The organism is Pseudoalteromonas sp. 1181_04, assembly GCF_052850545.1.
In genome coordinates, this window is record NZ_VXCS01000025.1 from 14,303 (window position 1) to 37,447 (window position 23,145).

At 40.3% G+C, this 23,145-nt stretch carries 21 protein-coding genes; 4 read left to right on the forward strand and 17 right to left on the reverse strand.

Annotation, left to right across the window (positions count from 1 at the left end; all coding sequences use genetic code 11):
• Positions 1-33: 33 nt before the first annotated feature.
• The 12 genes from atpA to FW757_RS18655 all read right to left on the reverse strand — a co-directional run bounded on the left by atpA (position 34) and on the right by FW757_RS18655 (position 10,909).
• Entirely contained in the window at positions 34-1,575 is a 1,542-nt protein-coding gene (gene atpA / locus FW757_RS18600) for a F0F1 ATP synthase subunit alpha (RefSeq protein WP_145241685.1), read from the reverse strand.
• Positions 1,576-1,589: 14 nt separating this feature from the next.
• On the reverse strand, positions 1,590-2,123 hold the full coding sequence (gene atpH / locus FW757_RS18605; protein WP_145241687.1) for a F0F1 ATP synthase subunit delta: 534 nt from the start codon (positions 2,121-2,123) through the stop codon (positions 1,590-1,592).
• Positions 2,124-2,138: 15 nt separating this feature from the next.
• Positions 2,139-2,609, reverse strand: coding sequence for a F0F1 ATP synthase subunit B (atpF, locus tag FW757_RS18610; RefSeq protein ID WP_145241689.1), 471 nt, complete (start codon positions 2,607-2,609; stop codon positions 2,139-2,141).
• Between the two features lie 52 nt (positions 2,610-2,661).
• Positions 2,662-2,895: a F0F1 ATP synthase subunit C gene (gene atpE / locus FW757_RS18615; RefSeq protein WP_009838908.1), complete on the reverse strand. Its 234-nt coding sequence runs from the start codon at positions 2,893-2,895 to the stop codon at positions 2,662-2,664.
• A gap of 68 nt (positions 2,896-2,963) precedes the next feature.
• Positions 2,964-3,806: a F0F1 ATP synthase subunit A gene (gene atpB / locus FW757_RS18620; RefSeq protein ID WP_145241691.1), complete on the reverse strand. Its 843-nt coding sequence runs from the start codon at positions 3,804-3,806 to the stop codon at positions 2,964-2,966.
• Between the two features lie 15 nt (positions 3,807-3,821).
• Positions 3,822-4,202, reverse strand: a complete 381-nt coding sequence (locus tag FW757_RS18625; protein ID WP_145241693.1) for an ATP synthase subunit I — start codon at positions 4,200-4,202, stop codon at positions 3,822-3,824.
• A 142-nt stretch (positions 4,203-4,344) separates the two neighbouring features.
• Positions 4,345-5,262 (reverse strand): ParB/RepB/Spo0J family partition protein, encoded by a 918-nt coding sequence (locus FW757_RS18630; protein WP_145241695.1) that lies wholly within the window; start codon positions 5,260-5,262, stop codon positions 4,345-4,347.
• Between the two features lie 17 nt (positions 5,263-5,279).
• Positions 5,280-6,065: a ParA family protein gene (locus tag FW757_RS18635; protein ID WP_145241697.1), complete on the reverse strand. Its 786-nt coding sequence runs from the start codon at positions 6,063-6,065 to the stop codon at positions 5,280-5,282.
• Positions 6,066-6,079: 14 nt separating this feature from the next.
• The gene (gene rsmG, locus FW757_RS18640; RefSeq protein ID WP_182718517.1) at positions 6,080-6,700 is read right to left on the reverse strand and encodes a 16S rRNA (guanine(527)-N(7))-methyltransferase RsmG; all 621 of its coding nucleotides are present in this window, start codon (positions 6,698-6,700) and stop codon (positions 6,080-6,082) included.
• A gap of 15 nt (positions 6,701-6,715) precedes the next feature.
• Positions 6,716-8,605 carry a tRNA uridine-5-carboxymethylaminomethyl(34) synthesis enzyme MnmG gene (gene mnmG, locus FW757_RS18645; protein WP_145241701.1) on the reverse strand — a complete coding sequence of 630 codons (1,890 nt, stop codon included), beginning with the start codon at positions 8,603-8,605 and terminating at the stop codon, positions 6,716-6,718.
• 428 nt (positions 8,606-9,033) lie between these two features.
• Entirely contained in the window at positions 9,034-9,483 is a 450-nt protein-coding gene (locus FW757_RS18650; RefSeq protein ID WP_145241703.1) for a flavodoxin domain-containing protein, read from the reverse strand.
• A 637-nt stretch (positions 9,484-10,120) separates the two neighbouring features.
• A complete protein-coding gene (locus FW757_RS18655) occupies positions 10,121-10,909 on the reverse strand; it encodes an isocitrate lyase/PEP mutase family protein (RefSeq protein WP_446441563.1) in 789 nt (262 codons plus the stop codon).
• Positions 10,910-11,806: 897 nt separating this feature from the next.
• On the opposite strand from FW757_RS18655, the gene FW757_RS18660 reads away from it, so the two are divergent.
• Both FW757_RS18660 and FW757_RS18665 read left to right on the forward strand, forming a co-directional pair.
• Entirely contained in the window at positions 11,807-12,787 is a 981-nt protein-coding gene (locus FW757_RS18660) for an AAA family ATPase (protein ID WP_446441564.1), read from the forward strand.
• Positions 12,788-12,799: 12 nt separating this feature from the next.
• On the forward strand, positions 12,800-15,343 hold the full coding sequence (locus tag FW757_RS18665) for a S8 family peptidase (RefSeq protein ID WP_446441565.1): 2,544 nt from the start codon (positions 12,800-12,802) through the stop codon (positions 15,341-15,343).
• Between the two features lie 682 nt (positions 15,344-16,025).
• On the opposite strand, the gene mnmE is transcribed toward FW757_RS18665, so the two are convergent.
• The 5 genes from mnmE to rpmH form a co-directional block, all read right to left on the reverse strand.
• Positions 16,026-17,390, reverse strand: coding sequence for a tRNA uridine-5-carboxymethylaminomethyl(34) synthesis GTPase MnmE (gene mnmE / locus FW757_RS18670; protein ID WP_145241707.1), 1,365 nt, complete (start codon positions 17,388-17,390; stop codon positions 16,026-16,028).
• 126 nt (positions 17,391-17,516) lie between these two features.
• A complete protein-coding gene (gene yidC, locus FW757_RS18675; RefSeq protein WP_145241709.1) occupies positions 17,517-19,151 on the reverse strand; it encodes a membrane protein insertase YidC in 1,635 nt (544 codons plus the stop codon).
• A gap of 8 nt (positions 19,152-19,159) precedes the next feature.
• Entirely contained in the window at positions 19,160-19,435 is a 276-nt protein-coding gene (gene yidD / locus FW757_RS18680) for a membrane protein insertion efficiency factor YidD (protein ID WP_064668255.1), read from the reverse strand.
• Positions 19,436-19,561: 126 nt separating this feature from the next.
• Positions 19,562-19,987, reverse strand: a complete 426-nt coding sequence (rnpA, locus tag FW757_RS18685; protein ID WP_145241711.1) for a ribonuclease P protein component — start codon at positions 19,985-19,987, stop codon at positions 19,562-19,564.
• Between the two features lie 7 nt (positions 19,988-19,994).
• On the reverse strand, positions 19,995-20,129 hold the full coding sequence (gene rpmH, locus FW757_RS18690) for a 50S ribosomal protein L34 (RefSeq protein WP_004335215.1): 135 nt from the start codon (positions 20,127-20,129) through the stop codon (positions 19,995-19,997).
• A 507-nt stretch (positions 20,130-20,636) separates the two neighbouring features.
• Here rpmH and dnaA point away from each other — a divergent pair.
• On the forward strand, positions 20,637-22,028 hold the full coding sequence (dnaA, locus tag FW757_RS18695) for a chromosomal replication initiator protein DnaA (protein WP_145241713.1): 1,392 nt from the start codon (positions 20,637-20,639) through the stop codon (positions 22,026-22,028).
• A 13-nt stretch (positions 22,029-22,041) separates the two neighbouring features.
• Positions 22,042-23,145 carry a DNA polymerase III subunit beta gene (gene dnaN / locus FW757_RS18700; RefSeq protein WP_149983170.1) on the forward strand — a complete coding sequence of 368 codons (1,104 nt, stop codon included), beginning with the start codon at positions 22,042-22,044 and terminating at the stop codon, positions 23,143-23,145.

The following is a 23,145-nucleotide window of genomic DNA, read 5'->3' on the forward strand; positions in this document are numbered from 1 at the left end:
TTAGCGAACTAAAGCGCACCATTTATAACTAAATTACCAAGTTTGCGTAGATTTAAACTTCTCTAGAAGTTCTTTAAGCTGCGCTTCGATCTCGGCATTGTAGTTACCAGTTTCATTGATTTGAGCCATAAGCTCTGCGTATGTGCTGTTTGCATAAGAAAGTAACCCAGCTTCGAAATCCATGATTTTAACGATTTCGATATCTTGAAGGTAACCTTTCTCTGCTGCAAATAACGACAAAGACATTTCAGCAACAGACATTGGCGCGTACTGTTTCTGCTTCATTAGCTCTGTTACACGCTCACCATGCTCAAGTTGAGCACGAGTTGCATCATCAAGGTCAGACGCGAACTGCGAGAACGCAGCTAATTCACGATACTGAGCTAGGGCTAGACGAATACCGCCACCTAGTTTCTTAACGATTTTAGTTTGTGCAGCACCACCAACACGCGATACCGAGATACCAGCATTTACTGCCGGACGGATACCTGAGTTGAATAAGTCAGTTTCTAAGAAGATCTGACCATCGGTGATAGAGATAACGTTAGTCGGTACGAACGCAGAAACGTCGCCGCCTTGAGTTTCAATGATTGGCAATGCCGTCAATGAACCTGTTTTACCTTTCACTTCACCATTGGTGAACTTTTCAACGTACTCAGCGTTTACACGCGATGCACGCTCAAGAAGACGAGAGTGAAGATAGAATACGTCACCTGGGTATGCTTCACGACCTGGTGGACGCTTAAGTAGCAATGAGATTTGACGGTAAGCAACTGCTTGCTTAGATAAATCATCATATACGATTAATGCGTTTTCACCACGGTCACGGAAGTATTCACCCATAGTACAGCCCGCGAACGGTGCTAAGTACTGAAGTGCCGCAGACTCAGAAGCAGATGCAACAACTACGATAGTATTTGCAAGTGCACCGTGCTCTTCTAATTTACGTACTACGTTAGCAATAGTAGATGCTTTTTGACCAATCGCTACGTACACACACTTAACGCCTGTGTCTTTTTGATTGATAATTGCATCGATTGCTAGTGCAGTTTTACCTGTTTGGCGGTCACCGATCACAAGTTCACGTTGACCACGACCCACTGGGATCATCGCATCGATAGATTTATAACCAGTTTGTACTGGCTCATCTACTGATTTACGTTCGATTACACCCGGTGCAATTTTTTCTACAGGTTCAAAACCGTCGTTATCTAAAGCGCCTTTACCGTCGATAGGTGCACCTAGTGTGTTTACAACACGACCAAGTAAACCAGCACCAACAGGAACTTCTAAGATACGACCAGTTGTGTATACTTTTACGCCTTCTGTAAGGTCAGCGTATGGACCCATTACTACTGCACCAATTGAGTCACGCTCAAGGTTTAGTGCGATAGCATAACGGTTGCCTGGAAGCTCAATCATTTCACCTTGCATACAGTCAGCAAGACCGTGGATGCGAATGATACCGTCAGTAACAGATACAATTGTACCTTCGTTACGAGCTTCACTTACAACTTCGAACTTCTCAATACGTTGTTTGATCAGATCAGAAATTTCAGTGGAATTAAGTTGCATGCTCTTCTTCCCAATTACGATTGTAGTGTAGTGGCTAAACGGTTTAATTTACCGCGAACAGTGCCGTCGATTACTGTGTCTCCAGCCTTAATCATAAGGCCACCAACAAGTGATTCGTCAACACTACAATTCAGCTTAACTTTGCGTGCGAAACGTTTTTCAAGTGCCGCTACCAGTGTTTCTTGCTGCGTTGCAGCAAGGGTTGTTGCAGAGGTGATGTCAACATCAATCTCTTTATCGTAATCTGCTTTAAAAGCAGAGAACAATTGTGCAACAGCTGGTAGGGCGGTCAAACGTCCATTTTCAGCCATAACCTTTACAAGGTTTTGACCGTATTCGTTGAGTTGCTCTGCACAAACAGAAATAACAATTTCTGATTGCTTATCAGCAGAGGCGCTTCCAGTTAGGAATTGAGCGACTTGTTCATTTTTCGCCACTTCTGAAGCAAAAAACAACATATCATTCCAACTCTCAACTACGCCTTTTTCAACGGCAAATTCAAAGGCCGCTTTAGCGTATGGGCGAGCGATTGTAGTCAATTCAGACATGCTCAGACCCTCCTATTAAAGCTCAGCTACAAGTTTTTCAACAATGTCGCTGTGCGCGGCTTCATTGATTTCGCGCTCTAGAATCTTCTGTGCGCCGATAACCGCTAAAGTAGCAACTTGCTTACGCAGTTCTTCTTTAACACGGTTACGCTCGGCTTCAATTTCAGAATGACCTTGAGCAATGATGTTTTCGCGCTCGTCGTGACCACGAGATGTCTCTTCGTCTACGATTTGCGTTGCACGCTTCTTAGCTTGCTCGATGATTTCAGCAGCTTGTGATTTAGCTTCTTTAAGTTCTGCAGTTGCTTTTTTACGAGCAAGTTCAAGATCTTTTTCAGCTTTATCAGAGGCCGCTAAACCATCTTCAATTTTTTTCTGGCGAGCTTCAATAGCACCGTTAAGTGGTGGCCACACAAACTTCATGCAGAACCAAACAAAAACGATAAATGCTATTAATTCGCCGAGTAGAGTAAGGTTTAAACTCACAACCACTCCTCCTTAGTCAATAGTTGATCGCGGATAAAGTATTTTTTCAATATTAAAGTGCGAACAACATGTATAGACCAATACCTACACCGATCATCGCGATAGCATCGATAAGACCCGCTACGATGAACATTTTAACTTGTAGTTGTGGTGCAAGCTCAGGTTGACGAGCAGCAGACTCAAGGAATTTACCACCTAAGTTACCAAAACCGATAGCAGTACCTAAAGCACCAAAACCGATAAGTAACGCTACAGCGATATATTTAAGACCTAGTACGATTTCCATTGTTTTCTCCGATTAATTTTCAAAGTTTAAAGTTTAAGTAAAAAAATCTTTATTGAACTGACGTCTGATTAATGATCAGTTGACGCCATGCTCAGGTATACAATTGTTAGCATCATGAAAATGAATGCTTGCAATACGATTACGAGAATGTGGAACACAGCCCATACGAAATGCAGTGGTAATTGGAATAAGCCAATCGCTGCAATCAGAATGAAGATCAATTCACCTGCGTATAAGTTACCAAATAAACGTAGTGCCAATGAGATTGGCTTAGCAAACAAGGTTACTAGCTCTAGTAACAAGTTTACTGGAATAAATAGTGCTTGAACCACTGGGTTCTTAACGTTAAACGGTTGTAATGTAAGTTCTTTAACAAAACCCATAACGCCTTTAACGCGAATCGAATAAAAGATGATAAGTGCGAATACACCTAAACCCATTGCTAACGTTAAGTTAAGATCGGTTGTAGGTACCACTTTCATATAAGTATGCGATTGACCGCTTGAAATAACATCCCAAGACTCACCACTAATCAATGCCGCAGCAGTTGGTAGGAAATCAACAGGTATTAAATCCATTAAGTTCATCAAGAATACCCAGACAAAAATTGTCAGAGCAAGAGGGGCAATTAGTTTACTTTTACCGTGAAAGGTATCTTTCACGTTAGAGTCAACGAATTCTACGACCATCTCGATAAAGCACTGAAATTTACCAGGAACACCAAGCGTTGCTTTATTCGCAGCGCGCTTGAAGATCCATAGAAAGATCAATCCTAAACCGATAGACCATGCGAGGGTATCGACATTAAGTACCATCCACCAATTGTTAGGGTCGTCGGATAGACGCACCTGACCGTTGGTTAGGTGGTGCTTGATGTAACCCGTTAGAGTTAGCTCTTCACCTGCAGCCATGTTATATCCCAAAAGTTAATGATTAAAAAAAACTGGCGCGAACAATCCAACGAACATCACTAATATAAAACTACAAAAAAATGGCAAAAAGATTACCGGATACAGTTTAAATATCAGCGCAAACAAAAAGATTGTTAGCAAAAATTTTAATCCGTTGCCGCGTTTAAACGAGGCAAACACTTGTTTTGCTTTACTAGCACCCATATAACGGAATGCATAGATAACAAATACAAAATTAGGGAGCACCGCTACAGTGCCTCCAGCGATAGCTGAAAGGCCGGCATCTACTCCCCAACCAACAAAAATGATTACAGCAGCAACTAATGCTACAACACCCTGAAGACATATTAATTTTAATGCGGCAAGCCGATATGGCCTCGCTAACTTATTTGTCACGTTTAGTTAACCTTAGTGGCAATCTAATTGTCAGGGCATGAAAACTGGCGAAATTATACTGATTCCTACCAGTTTTGCAACTTGAGTCGGTGTATTGTGGTGCAAATTTGCGACGAATGTCTCTTTTTGGACATGATATTTATTAATGCTCGGAATTCTCTGCATTTATACGGCTTAAAATTCCATCTAACTCTTCTAAGTTAGTATACGAAATAACTAAGTTTCCTTTGCCTTTTTTGTTGTAGTTAATTTCAACTTTTGCACCCAAGTTTTCGGCTAATTGTTGTTCTAACTGCTTGACATCTGGATCTTTTTCGAAAGTTTCTTTTTTAGGGGCAGGTTCAATAATTGAACGAACTAATTTTTCTGTTTCGCGTACAGTTAAAGCCTTTGCTACAGCCAGTCGAGCAGCATCAGATTGTGCTTCACCTTCAAGGGCTAATAAACAACGCGCATGACCCATTTCAATATCGCCATGTTCCAACAATATTTTAACATCATCATTAAGGTTATTTAGTCGTAATAAATTAGTTACCGTCGTGCGTGATTTGCCTACGGCATCTGCCACTTGTTGGTGAGTTAATTCAAACTCAGTTAACAAACGGTGCAATGCAACCGCTTCTTCCATGGCATTTAAATCTTCGCGTTGAATATTTTCAATCAATGCGATGGCCACCGCAGCTTCATCAGGCACATCTTTAATGATACATGGTACTACGTCTAGCTTAGCTATTTGTGCAGCACGCCAGCGACGTTCACCAGCAATAATCTCATAACTGTTTTCTGCTACTGGACGAACTACAATTGGCTGAATAATCCCTTGCGATCGAATTGAGCTTGCTAGCTCTTCAAGCGCTTCTTCGGACATGTCTTTACGTGGCTGATATTTACCTGAGTGTAAAAACTCAATCGGTAGCTTTTGCAATTCACTACTAGTTGGCTGAACAATTACATCCTGCTCACTCACGTTGGGTTGTTCAGTGCGGGCACTCGGTGCTGGTTTTGACGAGCTTAATAAAGCATCGAGTCCTCGGCCTAAACCGCGTTTTTTAGCAGACATGTTCTTTTTACCTCAAGTTAGGCGACGATTGGGGATATTTTTTCTTTTCTGCGTAACATTTCACCGGCAAGTGCTAAATACGCTTTAGCGCCACTTGATGCCCGGTCATAATACATTGCGGGTGCACCAAAACTCGGCGCTTCAGCTAAACGTACATTACGTGGGATCACGGTGCGGTATACTTTATCGCCAAAATGTTGTTTAAGCTGCTCAGATACATCATTGGCCAAACGATTACGCGGATCGTACATAGTACGTAAAATCCCTTCAATCTGTAGTTTTGGATTAACTAACTTGGCTAATTGCGTAATTGTGTCCATTAATGCGGTTAAGCCTTCAAGCGCATAATATTCACATTGCATAGGCACTAAAATTGAATCCGCGGCCGCCATTGCATTCACCGTAAGCATGTTCAGCGATGGTGGGCAGTCGATAAAAATAAATTCATATTGATCAGATATTTTTTCAAGGGCATTGCGTAGTCGTACTTCTCGAGCATAAAGCTCCATCAGTTTAACTTCGGCGGCGGTAACATCACCATTGGCAGCAATTAAATGATATTCACCAGAGGTTTCTTTAGTAACAACTTCTTCAATTGGTTTATCTTCGATTAATAAATCATAAATTGTTGCCACATCGCCGTATTTGTCTACGCCGCTACCCATGGTTGCATTGCCTTGCGGATCGAGATCAATAAGCAACACTTTACGTTTAGTTGCAGCCATTGATGCCGCGAGATTAACTGCTGTGGTGGTTTTACCCACACCACCTTTTTGGTTTGCTATTGCGATGACTTTTGCCACAGTATCTCTGATCCCTAGTCTTTAGAAAGAATAATTAAATGTCTTTGCGCATCTAATTTTGGTACTTCCAAGGTGATTTTTTGCTCGAACTTAACACCTGCAGGTAAAGATTCTAGCTCTTCACTTGGAAATACGCCTTTTAAGGCAATAAACTTACCTGAATGATCAATCAAGTGCGAACACCAGTCAACCATATCTTGTAAAGATGCAAAAGCACGACTCAATACACCATCTAATTTAACACTTGGTTGATAATCTTCAACTCTAGACTGCACTGGGGTTACATTTTTCAGACCTAGCTCATGTTTTACCTGCATTAAAAAACGCACGCGTTTACCTAAACTATCTAATAAAATAAATTGTGTATCAGGTAATGCAATAGCTAATACGATACCCGGAAGGCCAGGACCCGTACCAACATCAATATAATGATGACCGGGTAGGTGAGGTGCAACAACTAAGCTATCCATAATATGCTTAATCATCATATCCTCAGGTAAACGCACTGAGGTTAAATTATAAGCTTTGTTCCATTTGTTGAGTAACTCAACATATTGAACCAATTGTTGCTGTTGTTTTTCAGTTAGCGCAATATCAGTTTGCGCTAACAAAGTAGTTAATTGTTGCTGTAACACAGTATTCCTTAATGACTACGCAATTTTACGTAGTAAGCCTTGCTTCTTCAGATAAACTAATAATAGCGAAATAGCAGCAGGCGTGATACCTGAAATACGTGATGCTTGACCGATTGTATCAGGACGCGCCTCAGTTAATTTAGCAACCACTTCATTTGATAGACCCGATACGATCGAGTAATCATAATCTTTAGGCAAAATAGTTAACTCATGACGAAGTTGCTTATTGATCTCTTCTTGCTGACGAGCAATATAACCTGCGTACTTAGTGTGGATCTCAACTTGCTCTAACGCTGTTGCATGATCAAACTCAGATCCTAATCCTTCGATCGCCATTAGATCGTTATAACGGATCTCAGGGCGACGTAATAATTCTTCTAAACTTGCTTCTCGGGTTAATGGTGTTTTAAGTAAGCCATTAACTTGATCAATTACAGCGTGATCTTTATGGATCCAAGTTTCTTTGATCCGTTGAGATTCTTTTGCAATGATATCCATTTTTTCATTAAATGCTTGCCAGCGTTCATCGTTAACTAAACCAAGTTCACGACCTTTTGCTGTTAAACGAATATCAGCGTTGTCTTCACGTAGTAACAAACGGTATTCAGCACGACTAGTAAACATACGGTACGGTTCTTTGGTACCTAGTGTAGTTAAATCGTCGATTAATACACCGACATAAGCTTCATCACGGCGTGGTGTCCAAGGCTCTTTACCTTGCACTTGCAATGCTGCATTCATACCGGCAATTAAGCCTTGTGCACCGGCTTCTTCATAGCCTGTAGTGCCATTGATCTGTCCAGCAAAGAACAAACCATCAATAAATTTGGTCTCTAATGATTTCTTTAAATCGCGTGGATCAAAAAAGTCGTACTCGATAGCATAGCCTGGACGGCAAATATGTGCATTTTCAAAGCCAGTGATTGATTGCACAATCTCTAATTGCACATCAAATGGCAAACTAGTTGAAATACCATTTGGATAAAGCTCATAAGATGTTAGGCCTTCAGGCTCAACAAAAATTTGATGTTTGTCTTTATCTGCAAAACGAACAATTTTATCTTCAATAGAAGGACAGTAACGTGGACCAATCCCTTCAATAACACCTGAGTACATAGGTGAACGATGTAAATTATTGCGGATCACATCATGAGTTTTTTCATTGGTGTATGTGATGAAGCAAGAAATTTGTTGTGGATGATCTAATTGCTTACCCATAAATGAAAACACCGGTGTTATAGCATCACCAGGTTGTTGTTCCATTTTACTAAAATCAACTGTACGGGCATCAATACGTGGTGGCGTTCCAGTTTTTAAGCGATCAACACGAAATGGTAATTCACGTAAACGATTTGCTAATGCAATTGAAGGTGGATCACCAGCGCGACCACCTTTGAAGTTTTCTAAGCCTATGTGAATTTGGCCACCAAGGAAAGTGCCTACGGTTAATACTACAGAAGGTGCGCTAAAACGCAGTCCCATTTGAGTAACAACACCTGTTACTTTATTATTTTCAACAATCAGATCATCACATGATTGCTGAAAGATCTTCAGGTTATCTTGGTGTTGTAAAATATCTTGAATAGCAGCTTTATATAAAGCGCGATCTGCTTGTGCACGAGTAGCTCTTACTGCAGGTCCCTTTGAAGAATTTAAAGTACGGAATTGGATACCGCCTTTATCAATTGCTTGGGCCATTGCACCACCTAGTGCATCAATTTCTTTAACCAAATGACCTTTGCCAATACCACCAATTGCTGGATTACATGACATCTGACCAAGGGTATCCATATTATGAGTCAGCAGTAGGGTATTCATACCCATACGTGCAGCAGCTAACGCAGCTTCTGTACCTGCATGTCCACCACCAACAACAATAACATCAAAATTTTCGTGAAAAATCATTTCGGGATCCTACTTAATCAACCAGCAAACTTTCAAGGGGGAGCGTATTCTACCTATAAATTTACAGAAGATAAATGATTAAACTGTGGCCAAGATCTAAGTAAATGATCTCTAATAATATAAAGGATCTTTTAAAGAGATCTTTTATTACTGTTACTACTACTGAGCATGATTTCTGTTGATAAGGTTTAGTTTACTTATTAAAACATAAAGTTAGATCGGATCTAAAGGTGTTAATATGATCGGATCTAACTGATTATAAGCTCTGATCAAAAAGGCTCTTTATACACAGGGGGTATTGGATCAGATCTTATCCAATGGATAACATAGTCTTAAAACGCAGTTAGATCATAGCTTATCCACAATCTGATCTAAATACTCAGTAAATTGTGGGTAACTTTAAATTTGGATCTAAACTGTGATCTTAATTAAATACGGTTTATTTGCTCGATCCAGCTTGGTAACCAAGCTAATGCGGTGTCTTCTGGTAGTTCTTCATCAAGAATATTCAACTCTAAGCGCTCTGCTATACAGTGCGCGCCTTTACTTACTAAAAGTTGTTCTAGATTACGGCCAGCGAGGTTATAGGTATCATAACTGGTGTCACCTAAGCCAATAACACTAAACTTTAATCCTTTTAAATCATTGACTTGATTAATATCTTCAACAAAGGATAAAAGGTTCTCAGGATAATCACCAGCACCATAAGTAGAAGTACACAATAACCAGATAGTATTTTCTTGGTTTATCTGTGAAAAGTTAGGTTGATCATGAACTTCTGTAGTGATCCCTTGAGTAACTAACTGCTCTGCTAGTTGCTCACCTACATACTCAGCAGATCCCATTTGGCTGCCTATAATGATATTAACGGAGTTCATAATTCTATTTGATCACACAACGGCTTACTTATAGGCTTATGATAACTGAGTTTACTCAGCAGTAAAGCCTTGAATGGAAGTTTGTATAAGTATTTAAGGTACAATTTTTGATGTTTTTTATTTTAAATTCGTAATCATTTGATATGTATAAATAAAATAAAGTATTCCAATATGTAATCTTCTGATCAAGCTGTTGATAAAAAGTGGGAAAGCTGGGTAGTAAAAACATAAGATCTTATTTTTATTTTACTAAGCTATTGATTTTATGTTTTATGAGTGGTGAATTTTCGTTTCATTAAGAGTTTTAAAACGAGTGATCAGAATGTGGATAGATCGCCTGTTGATAACGATCGTTTTGGCTATAAATTAATTTATGAAATGCCAAAAAATATTTCAAGTAGGGTGCTAAATAAGTAATTAATGGCAATTAAAGTTGATTTAGTGGGTTTATTGCTCGATTTATACTGTTTGAGCTAATAAATTGAGTACTTTTTATATGCCTCTAAGTTAAAAATGATCAAAAAAGCCCAAATTGTGGATAACAATTTGAGCTTGTGCTGATCAATTTCTAAATTAGTTACTATTTTTATCACTAATTATGATTTTAATTTTGTATAAATAGCTTTTAAAACTCCGATTAGAATAAATGATCGCTACTTTTTGTGCTATTAAAAGTACTGCTAGCGGTAAAAATATAGGCTTTTGTGGCATCAAATAGTGCATTACCAAGCGTATATCTTTGCACGCCATGTGCAAATAATGAACTGCTATTACTACTATTATCGCAAAGAAAATCACTTTTTAATGGCTGTGCCATCACGTTAAGTGGCACCTTAAGTGTCGTTGTTATTTGCTTTATTGCTGTTAAATCGGATAATCCAGGGATAAAAATACCATCAACGCCAGCGTCTTGATAAGCCAAAGATCGAGTTATTACATGTTCAAGAGAAGCCATATTTTGGCTGTAGCAATCAGTTCTAGCATTGATAAATAGCTGTGAAAAACCATACTTTTTAAGAGTGTTTTTAATCGCTTTAAGGATCTCTACTTGGTGTTCTAGGGAGCGTAACTGAGCTGTTTTTTTATCTGAATCCTCAATATTAATACCGACAGCACCTAATTTGGCTACGGCCAAAACATGCTGACAAATAGTGTTTACGTCATTACTGTAACCTGATTCAATATCCACGGAAACAGCAATATTAACAGCATCGATTATTGGTTTTAGCTGACTTATAAACTCCTCAAATGAGCATTGTTCGCCATCTTCTTGACCTCTAGATTGGGCCATCCCCCAACTTGTTGTGGCGATAGCAGCAAAACCAGCATCAGCTAATATACGAGCGCTTAATGGATCCCACGCATTTGGTAATAAAAATAATTGCTCTTGTTTATGTAATTGATGAAAGGTTTGGTATTTATTCATAATGATCTCAAAAGTGAATTTCATTATGACTATAAAAAGATTACGGTGACTACGCTGGCCAAGTTCGGCACTGAACGTAAATTTTAGTGTGAGTTATGTTGAAATACAGCGCGAACTACTGTTATTTATAGGGGGTGGTCGTGTGACCCATAATGCTGCGAATGCAGCTCCTCAGGAACGTGTTACGGGCATTTAATACGCCCTTTTTCTTGATGCTCATTTCAAGCTAGTTCATATTTAAAATTATCACAGTGATCAGAGATTGCAACACCTTTTTGACGCGCTCAAATTTCCATCCCTCTTTTGGCCCTGCAATTTTTCAGGGCGGATTGGATGTCGAGGCATCATGAGCAGTGGCCTCGACGGGCGACTCTGCGAGTCGTCCCTACCTCTTTCGAGTAGGGACGACTCGTCGCCAATTCGCCTTCAAATAAAGCCCCGGCAATTTCACCAGGGTTTTTCCAAGCATTATTTTTAAAAGCGGTTTATCTTTGTAACCGGCAGCGCACACCGCGATTCGTTATCGATAGTAACGGCCCACACCTGGGTGCATGAAACAGGGCTATGGTGCATCAGGGGGCGACCCTGGAGACGTGTAATCCATCAGACGTTAAGATTTATCGTCTGTAGTCTTAGAGGATAGTCGTGTAGTTCCTACACGCGCAGCCCATTATATTGGGCTGTTTTTCTTAAGAATTGGTGTGTGCTGCTTTCCTATTATTATTCTCAAATAACAAATAATGGACCCACTAATTTAAATGTTTTATTAATACCATCCCTCAAGTTGTAGCTATTCTTGTTTATGTTAAACGATGATTAGATAATCAGATGATAGAAGAAATTGACTTTTCAATGTATGATTACATGGTAAACATTAACTGATTTTAAAAAGTACCTATGGCTAGCTCGACTCAAATTAAAGCTTTAATGCAATCTCATATCGACAAAGATGACGACAGATTTTTATCTGTCGCACTTCAGGTTGCCGCTCATGAAGCGAGAAATGGTCATGGAAAACTTGCACAAGAGCTCAAAGGGTTAGTTGAGCAGGCAAAAAAGAATAGTGCTAAAAACCTACCTATCTCGATTGCTAGTAGTGTTAAGGACACTTCAGGTCTATTAACTACAACCCACCCCAAACTTCGCTTCTCTGACCTTATTGTCTCAAGTTCTGTTAAAAGTCGGCTTGAAAGGTTGGTTAAAGAGCAAAAACATCTTATTACCTTAAAAAATCATGGTCTTTCCCCCCGTAGAAAGTTGCTACTTGCAGGTAAGCCAGGAACAGGTAAAACCTTTACTGCATCTGTTTTGGCGGGCGAGCTAAATTTTCCTTTGTTTGAGGTGCGCCTTGATGGGGTAATTACAAAGTACCTAGGGGAATCTTCAACTAAGCTACGCCAGATTTTTGATGCTATTCGAGAAGTTAGAGGGGTCTACTTTTTTGACGAGTTTGATGCTTTGGGTTCTCATCGTGGATCAAGTAATGATGTAGGTGAAGCTAGGCGTATCCTCAATAGCTTTTTGCAGATGATTGAACAAGATGACTCTAATAGTGTTATCGTTTGCGCTACAAATCACATTGAAGCATTAGATCACGCTCTTTTCCGCCGTTTTGATGATGTCATTAAGTATCAACTTCCATCAGAAGAGGAAATTATCAAGCTTTTCAAAACGCGGTTGCATTCTTATGTCGCTAATAACTTCTCATGGAAGAAGCTTTCAGCGATAGCAGGTGGGTTAAGTAATGCTGAAATTACTTTAGCTGCAAATGATGCAATCAAAGAAATGCTTATTCATGATCATAACTCAATTACTATTACAATGCTTCAGCAGGCAATTGAAGACAGAAAGAGTATTAGCCAACACTTTATGGAATAAAAAGGAACTTTAATGGCTCGAAACGAATTTGATAAACCCCACTTCTTTTTTAATTCTTCTGCTAGTTCTCACGAGTTCACCTCACCGAGTGGAGGTGGCGGCGGGCCATTAACAATATCCGCCAAGGACCGAGCTATTCATAGTGCTCACCTACGTCAAAGTATTCAATTTGTTGCAAACGAATTCTCAGAACTGAAACGCTCTGTAGCTTCAACTGAGCTGAGTATGGGAGTGGGTATTCAGGTTGAGTTTGAAAGCTTCCCTGATGTGGTGATGGCAGTAGAGAGTTTGGCGAATGATCCTCAGGGCATTGTGCTGCATAATGTCAAGTCCGTGGAGCTAGAGGATGGCAAAAAAACCACAATTGCAACAGCGTTCGTTCCTGAAGGTAAACTGAGCTTTTACCAGAAGAAGCTAAACGAGTATGAGGAACGTAGGGTGTTGTCTGGTGGGAGGGCTGGTGATCACCAGAAACTTATTGATTCAATAAAAAATATCAAGCGAGCTACTTTTGCTGCAATTTGGGCTGATGATGAAACATTGTTACCTGAAGATAAAGATGAAATAGTGTGGTGGGAAGTGTGGTTAGCTACACCAAGAAAGACACGTAAAACGCACAACCACTATCAAGAAATCTTGGCTGATTTTACTCGATTGGCAAATATAGCTGAAATGAGGGTGTCGGAGCATAAGTTGCGATTCCCTGAGCATACAGTTATTCAATTGCAAGCGAGTCAAAGAAAACTGGAAGAAAGCGCAGCTTTATTGTTTCGAGTCGCTGAGATTAGATTCCCGAAAGTTACTGCGGAATTCTTTGCTGCTATGCCGAGTGAGGAACAAGAGGAGTGGACAGAAGAACTTTTACAGCGTCTTAACTCTAACACCTCCGATGAATCACCTTATGTTTGTATTATAGATTCAGGAGTTAATGTCGAGCACCCGTTACTAGCTCCTTTTTCAACTATTTCTGATCAGAGAACTATTACAGAAGACAGCGACCCTACAGATGCACTGGGTCACGGAACCGAAATGGCTGGCCTTGCTATGTGGGGAGATATGACTGATCGGTTGAGCTCAACTAGTGTTGAAGTGGTTGGTCATAGACTTGAATCGGTCAAAACCATGAGATTCAATGGAGATAATGCTGATAAACCTCTGGGTATTGTGACAACTAATGCTGTATCTGAAATGGAGATATATAAGCCTGAAAGGTCTAGAGTTTTCTCTATGTCGCTTTCGTCAGGAATAGGAACAGATAGAGGACGCCCGTCATCATGGTCTAGTGCAATGGATATGTTAGCAGTCGATTACTCAGGTGAAGGCCTAACCCCACGCTTGTTCACTGTATGTGCAGGGAATGCCAAGTTAGATGTAAATGTAGATTACCCTAATGCCAATTACTTAAGTAATGTGCATGACCCTGCTCAGGCTTGGAATGTGCTCACTGTTGGTGCATTTACAGAAAAAGACCAGCTGTCGTTTTCAGGAGATTTAGTGCCTTTAGCCCCTTCCGGGGGGTTGTCTCCATACACGACAACGTCACTAGGCTGGGATAAAAATAATGCTCCATTCAAGCCCGAGGTTGTGTTTGAAGGTGGAAACTTAGCGAGAGCTGAGGATGGATTTTGTGGTGATGAACCCGACTTGCACCTTTTGACAGCGAATAGTGATTATTCTCAGCGGCACTTTACAACAACTCACGCTACCAGCGCTGCTACTGCTTTGGCAGCAAGGTTCTCTGCGCAGATTAAAACTCAGTATAATGATATTTGGCCTGAAACTGTTAGAGCTTTAGCGGTACATTCAGCAGATTGGACTGATGCAATGTACGCATTAATTTCTGCACAACGCGGTGATACTATAAAGAAGTCGGATATGGTGAAGCTAATTAGGAAGGTAGGGTTTGGCGTGCCGAATATCGAAAGGGCGATAAAAAGTGCCAATAACTCACTATCAATTGTGATTCAAGATGAATTACAACCTTTCTTTAAGCCTCGCTCTAAAGATACAAGAACGAAGGATATGCACTTACATGCTTTACCATGGCCGCAAGAAGAGTTGCTAAAAATTGGTGAGGCTAATGTTGAGTTGACGATTACACTTTCATACTTTATTGAACCTAACCCTTCAAGTCGTAATGTCCTAGATAAATACAACTATGCAAGTCATCAGTTAAGATTTGATGTCAAGCACCATGGTGAGTCAGATGCTCAATTTATGCGCAGGATTAACGCACAGGCTGAAGGTGAGAAGCCTGATACTATTGAGGATAGTAATTGGCTCATAGGTAAGCAGCAACGACATAAAGGCTCTATCCATAAAGATGTTTGGCGTGGCAGCGCTGCTGATTTGGCTGCTAGGGGTAAGATAGCAATCTATCCCGCTAAAGGATGGTGGAAAACGCGCAAAGCCCATGAAAGGTATGATTCTAAAGCTAGATATGCGTTAGTAGTATCATTGTCTGTCCCTGAGGTCGATGTGGATTTGTATTCAGCTCTAAAAACTATCATACAGGCTGAAGTTGTTGCTCCAGCTGTGGTGGAAGTGACTAATTAAGAGTGTATTACGAGGTCCTATACATTTCTATTTTAGTAAGGTAATTAAATTTCGTAACCTAATGTCTGCCACCATAGCACTTATTATAAATGGAACTCTATATACGGTGGATTACCACAATAAATGATTTCTGATTTTTTAAGTAGAAATGAAAAATCAACATTAGGGCCGGAACCACTTCTTTCAAATCCTGTAAAGCAATAAATCGGAACCCCGCAAGCGGGGCCCCCTTGCTTCGCAACCCTGCGGGCGATTTCTAGCTTGACTGGCTTTTCTCTGCGTAGTGAAGGTTATCCAAGAGGTATGCGGTGCTCTGAGTGGCAAGCACTCGACGCTTTTACACCTCCTGGATACAACTGGCTTTTCAAATAAAAGCGGGAAAGAGGGAAGTTAAATAAATTTATGTTTATATGTTTTTATTATACTTTCCCAGTTTCCCAACCTATTCTCCTTTATTGAAATAGACTTGGTAGGGTGGTCATCGCCTCTTTTCGTTTACGATCTATAATAACTTCATCTTTGGTGGACCAATAGTGGCTCATAACAAAGAGAGTGGTGGGCCGTTCAAGACCCATATTATGTAACTAAAGGAAACTATTGAAAGATTAAAAATATATTAAATTTATGAATAAATTAGATATTTTAGCTTTTATTGGATGTTTGTTTCCTTTGGTTTACCTTGTTATTTACCGATACAAAACGAGCTGAAAATTTTGCCAAGTAGATCGTCAGAGGTAAATTCACCGGTGATCTCGTTTAAGTAGTTTTGTGTTAAACGTAGTTCTTCAGCTAGGATCTCACCGGCAATATGCATCTCTAATTGGTCTTTGCCAGTTTGTAAATGATGAGCTGCGCTATCGAGTGCATCCAAGTGACGACGACGGGCCATAAAGCCGCCTTCGGTAGCTCCCTGAAAACCTATACATGCTTTTAAGTGAGTACGAACTAACTCTATACCATCAGCATTTTTAGCACTTAAGCTGATCACTGGATATTGCTGGTTTTCGCTCATACCGACTTCGTCACCCGATAAGTCGGCTTTATTTCTGATCACGGTTACGCCCATACCGGCAGGTAGTTTGGCCATAAACTCTGGCCAAATAGCATGTGGGTCAGTGTCTTTGGTATCAGTGCCATCAAGCATAAACAACACGCGATCGGCTTGTTTTATTTCATCCCATGCGCGTTCAATGCCTATTTGCTCAACGCGGTCTGGGCTTTCGCGCAGGCCTGCAGTATCAATAATATGTAGCGGCATGCCATCAATGTGAATGTGTTCTCGTAGTACGTCACGGGTGGTGCCGGCAATTTCAGTAACAATAGCGGCTTCACGCCCTGCAAGTGCATTTAGTAAACTAGATTTGCCTGCGTTAGGGCGCCCAGCAATCACCACGCGCATACCTTCACGCATAATGCTGCCTTGTTTTGCTTGATTGGTCACATTGCTTAGCTGGGTGATAATGGCATTTAGATCACCAGAGACTTTACCGTCAGATAAAAAGTCTATTTCCTCATCGGGAAAATCAATGGCCGCTTCAACGTACATACGCAAGTGAATGACTTTTTCAACTAAGGTATCAATGTGCTTAGAGAACTCGCCCTGGAGTGATTGTAAGGCGCTTTTGGCTGCTTGTTCTGAAGTGGCATTAATTAAGTCAGCAATTGCTTCTGCTTGGGTTAAATCCATTTTGTCGTTCATAAAGGCGCGCTCAGAAAACTCGCCTGGCTTTGCTAATCGCACACCTTCAATTTGGCTAATTTCTTTAAGTAGCATATCCAGTACTACAGGACCGCCATGGCCTTGTAGTTCAAGTACATCTTCGCCAGTGAAAGAGTTTGGCCCGGCAAAATAAATAGCAATACCTTGATCAAGTTGCTCGCCAGCAAGACTGTTAAATGGCACGTAATCGGCGTAACGCACCTTAGGGCAACGACCAATAATCTGTTCGGCGACGGTTTTTACTAAACTGCCAGAAACGCGAATAATACCAACGCCACCACGACCAGGTGCGGTTGCTTGTGCTGCAATTGTGTCTTGATTGATCATGCTAATAATTTGCCAACTTAAAGAGTAATGGTATGGGCGTATTGTAACCTATGCAGTTATGACTGGCGAATAGCGGGCAATAAAAAAGGCGACCAATGGTCGCCTTAATTTAAGTAACTGAGCAAATTAGCCCCTGACTTTTATTCCTTGCTTTTCCATACCGCGATAGATGATCAGCATCTGTGCGATAGAGATAAGGTTTGATACTAACCAGTAAAGTACTAGACCAGATGGGAACCAAAGGAAGAACACTGAGAAGATAACCGGCATAAAGGTCATCATCTTTTGTTGCATCGGATCAGTTACCGTCATTGGTTGTAGCTTCTGAGTAATAAACATACTGGCACCAAATAAGATTGGTAGTACGTAGTATGGGTCTTTCGCAGATAAGTCAGTTAACCAAAAAATAAACTCAGCATGACGCAGTTCTGTTGATTCTAAGAATACATAAAATAGCGCTAAGAAAATTGGCATTTGCAGCAAAATAGGGAAACAGCCACCCATAGGGTTTACTTTCTCTTTGCGGTACATTTCCATGGTTGCTTGGCCGAATTTTTGACGGTCATCACCAAACTTTTCTTTTAATGCAGCCATTTTAGGCTGTAGGGCACGCATCTTAGCCATTGACGTATATTGCGCTTTGGTAAGTGGGTACATTGCTGATTTAACAATCACAGTAATGGCGATAATTGCCACACCCCAGTTACCTAGTATGCTATGTAGCCATTTTAATAGTATAAATAACGGCTGTGAGATAAACCATAACCAACCGTAATCGACAGTTAAATCTAAGTTCGGATGAATAGCTTCAAGTATATCCGACTCTTTAGGGCCCATATAGTAAGTTGCACCAAGAGTTGCTTGTTGGTTCGCTTGTACATTTATCGGCTCACCTTTAGCACCAATAATTGCTGCGTTGCCTTTAGCAATTAAGCTGTAAAGGGTATTTTGCTGTTCTTGCGAAGGAACCCACGCACTTACAAAGTAGTGCTGAATAAAAGCAATATAACCACCTTGCGTATTAATGCTAAGGTTTTTGTCGGCCATATCAGAAAAGCTATATTTCTCGTACTTTTCCTCAGCAGAACCATAGGCAGCACCTAAGTAGTTTTGGTCAACTAAGCTGCCTTTATCTTGTACTGTGCGTTTTACTTGCGTATACAGCTGTACTTGAATTGGCTCTGCGGTGGTGTTATTTACTGAGTATTCTAAAGCAACATCGTATTGACCTTTTTTGAATACATACGTTTTAGTAAAACTAACACCTTTGCTATCAGTAAATGTAAGTGGTACGCGAAGTTCGTCACCTGTTAAAGCAAATGTTTTTTGCTCAGAGTGATAAACCGGGCGACCTTCTGCAGATGCATCTGGGCCATTTAAGCCTATTAAACCACTTTGAGAGAAATATTGTTTACCATCAAACTCACCAAGTAACATATAAGGCGTTTCGCTGCCTTTTGTTTCTTCGTATTGCAGTAAGTCAGCTTCAACAATATCACCACCACGGGTGTCAATTTTAACTTTGAATACGTCAGTCGTAATTTCAATAACTGAACGTTTCGCGGTTGTTGCTGCAGTAGGTAATTCACCATCGGTTGATGATGGAACATAATCATCAGAGTCAGGGGAATTAGTTTGTAGTGTTTGTGTGTTGGCACTAGGATCGACTTTTGGTGCGTTGTAGTCTTTATTCCACTCTTGGAACAATAAAAACGATACAAGCATCAGGCCGATGAATAAAAACGTGCGTTGCGATTCCATAACAGCTCTTATTTCTCGTGTTGGTGGTTAATATGGGTTAATTTTTCAGGTACGGGATCATCCCCACCTGAATGTAAAGGATGACATTTTAATATGCGTTTAACCGCTAACCAACTCCCTTTTACAGATCCATGCAAATTAATTGCTTGAATAGCATAACTAGAGCAGGTTGGATTAAAGCGACAATGCGGACCTAACAGCGGACTAATCCACTTTTGATAACCACGAATTAATAACACTAAACAGCGCTTAGGAAAAGCAACAAGTGGTTTTAGTAACCTCATGATGTTCAAGCCTCTGCGTAATATTTAGTGAATGGATACCATGAATTTAAACGCCCAAAATGGAATTTTAAATGCATGATTAAAAGGTGAGCTAAAGATACCTTAATTAACCATGTAATTCTATTGCTATTGGCTCTGTTTATTGGATTTAGCCGATTTGTTGGGGCGTTTTTTAAACGGCGGTGGTTTTGGTGCACCAGGTTTACAGCGTTCGTTAATCTTGCGCCATAATTTAGTGAGTTGTTTAGTTAGCTCTTCATTTGACTGTTCATCAATACCACTTTTAACCATCAGCACAATATCGACATTATCAATAGTGTGTTGGTTTAAACGAAAACTTTCGCGAGCAAGACGTTTAATACGGTTTCGTTGGCAAGCTTTTTTAACCCGTTTTTTAGCGACAGTGAGTCCTAAGCGAGGTTTTGCTTGGTCATTGGGTTTTGCTAATAAGGTAAAGAAAGGAGTTGCGGCCCGAGCGGGTTCATTAAAGATGCGAGAGTAATGCGAGGGAGTTAACAGACGTAACTCCCTGCCAAAGTTAAAGTCTTCCACTTATATATTAAGCAGAAAGAACTTTGCGGCCTTTAGCGCGGCGACGAGCTAATACTTTACGGCCATTTACAGTTGCCATGCGAGCACGGAAACCGTGTGCACGTTTGCGTTTTAAAACGCTAGGTTGAAAAGTTCTTTTCATAACAATTCCATCCGATCGGTTAAAGGTTAAAACATCCTATGCAGGTCGCGATCCTGGCACAGGTGCCATTGCGAGCGCGAGATATTATCGATGAAGTGCCTTAAAGTCAACCATAATCGCATTTATAATAGAGGGGCGATAATAGATCTGTTGGCAGGATCTGCTAGGATCCTTATATTAAAGAAGTTTTCCACAGGCTCTGTATAAAAAGTGCATAAAAGCTTGGGGTAAGTAAAATAGATCACATAATTTGATCGCGATCCAAGCCCTTTTTTGCTATGATCATACTTTGAAGTTAAAAATAATTGCTATTAAAAATCAACGTCTTGCTTGTTTTTTTTAGCCAGATCATATTTTTCAAAAAAATCAATCTTGTACTTGTGGATAAAGTGCATTCATAATACTCGGTCTTGGGTTAATAAATTGCCTAAATAATAGTAATAAATGTATGATTTCCGGCCACTAAAGATGACCGGGAATAAATACTAAGTCTTTGGGAGTTTAACTGTGTATCTGTCGGTTTGGCAAAGTTGTTTATATGTATTGCAAGATGAACTGCCTTCGCAGCAGTTCAGTATGTGGGTAAGACCACTACAAGCAGAAAGTACCGAAGATACCCTGACGATTTATGCACCTAATCGCTTTGTGCTTGATTGGGTAAGAGAAAAGTACTTAAACCGAATTAATGAATTACTTGTTGAGATTTGTAAGGATGAAGCGCCAGAGTTACGCTTTGATGTAGGTAGCAAGCCAATCCACAATGCGCAAGTGATCGCGCCTGCAACAACTGGCTCTGCGACCCCGATGAATCAGCCGGCAGCAAAGCAGCAACCAAAAGCAGCTAAAGCTGTGGTTGAGCCTGCTCCTAAGTCTGGTTACAAATCAAACATTAAAGAAAACTACACCTTTGATAGTTTTGTTGAAGGTAAATCTAACCAGTTAGCAAAAGCTGCTGCGACGCAAGTTGCGGATAATCCTGGTGCTGCCTTTAACCCGGTATTTATATATGGTGGAACGGGTTTAGGTAAAACGCATTTATTACATGCGGTTGGCAATGGTATTATGGCAAATAAGCCAGATGCAAAAATTGTTTATATGCACTCAGAACGCTTTGTGCAAGATATGGTTAAAGCCCTGCAAAATAATGCTATTGAAGAATTTAAGCGTTATTACCGCAGTGTTGATGCTTTAATGATCGATGATATTCAGTTTTTTGCTAACAAAGAACGCTCTCAAGAAGAATTCTTTCATACTTTCAATGCATTACTTGAAGGTAACCAACAAATTATTTTAACCTCAGATCGTTATCCAAAAGAGATTGAAGGGGTTGAAGATCGCCTTAAATCACGTTTTGGTTGGGGTTTAACCATCGCGATTGAGCCGCCAGAGCTTGAAACGCGAGTGGCTATTTTGATGAAAAAAGCCCAGCAGAGTAAAATTAATTTACCTCACGAAGTGGCCTTTTTTATCGCTAAAAAATTACGTTCAAATGTGCGTGAGTTAGAGGGCGCGCTTAATCGTGTGATTGCTAATGCAAACTTTACTGGTCGACCAATTTCGATCGACTTTGTAAAAGAAGCATTACGTGACTTACTCGCTTTGCAGGACAAACTGGTCACGATAGACAATATTCAACGTACGGTTGCTGAATATTATCGTATTCGCGTCTCAGACCTGCTATCTAAGCGCCGCAGCCGCTCTATCGCAAGACCTCGTCAAGTTGCTATGGCATTGTCTAAAGAACTTACCAATCACAGCTTACCTGAAATTGGTGATGCCTTTGGTGGCCGCGACCACACTACAGTATTGCATGCGTGCAGAAAGATTAAATCACTACGTGATGAAAGCCACGAAGTGAAAGAAGATTATCAAAACCTAATAAGAACATTGTCATCTTAGGGCTGACTTTATTATGCAAATAACTATATCAAGAGAACAATTTTTAAAACCTTTGGTGCAAGTATCTGGCGCAATTGAGCGCAAGCATACCTTGCCTATCTTATCTAACGTTTTGTTAGAGGTTGAAAATGGCGAACTTTCAATGACAGGCACAGACCTTGAAATTGAACTTGTCGCAAAGGTTTTTGTTGGCGATGATACCGCTGATGCAAAATTGACTTTGCCAGCTAAAAAATTACTCGATATTTGTAAAAGTCTGCCAGACGGTTCAGATTTAACGTTGAGCAGTCAAGATCACCAACTATTACTGACCAGTGGAAAAAGCCGCTTTTCATTAACTACACTCGCTGCGGAAGACTTTCCTAATCTTGAGCAGTGGGATGGTGAAGTTGAATTTCAACTAACGCGCTTAGAACTGCGAAAGTTACTTGAAAGCACCCACTTTTCGATGGCCAATCAAGACGTACGCTATTACTTAAATGGTATGTCGTTTGAAGTAGATAATACTGATATAAAAACAGTGGCTACTGATGGTCACCGTTTAGCAATTGCGCAAAAACAATTAACGCAATCGTTAAATACTCAACGTCAGCTAATAATTCCGCGTAAAGGCGTACAAGAAATTATGCGTCTAATGGTTGCTGATGATGAGTTGGTGACAATTCAATTTGGTGCAAATCATATTCGTATTTTAGATACAGAGTTTACTTTTACGAGTAAATTAGTTGATGGACGTTTTCCTGATTACCGCCGAGTATTGCCACGTGGTGGTGATAAAGTGATTACCGCAAACCGTGAATGGTTACGCAGTGCGTTTCAACGGGTATCTATTTTATCGAACGAGAAGTTTAGAGGTGTACGGTTAAACTTATCGAATGGACTATTAAAAATTACCGCCAACAACCCAGAGCAAGAGCAAGCTGAGGAAGTGGTTGAAGTGAGCTATCAAGGCGATGACTTAGAAATTGGCTTTAACGTATCGTATGTTTTAGATGTATTAAATACATTAAAAACAGAAGACGTTTTATTTACGCTTGCTGATTCAAATAGTAGTGCATTGATAGAAGGTGCTGGCGATGAAGAAGCGATGTACGTTGTTATGCCAATGCGCTTATAA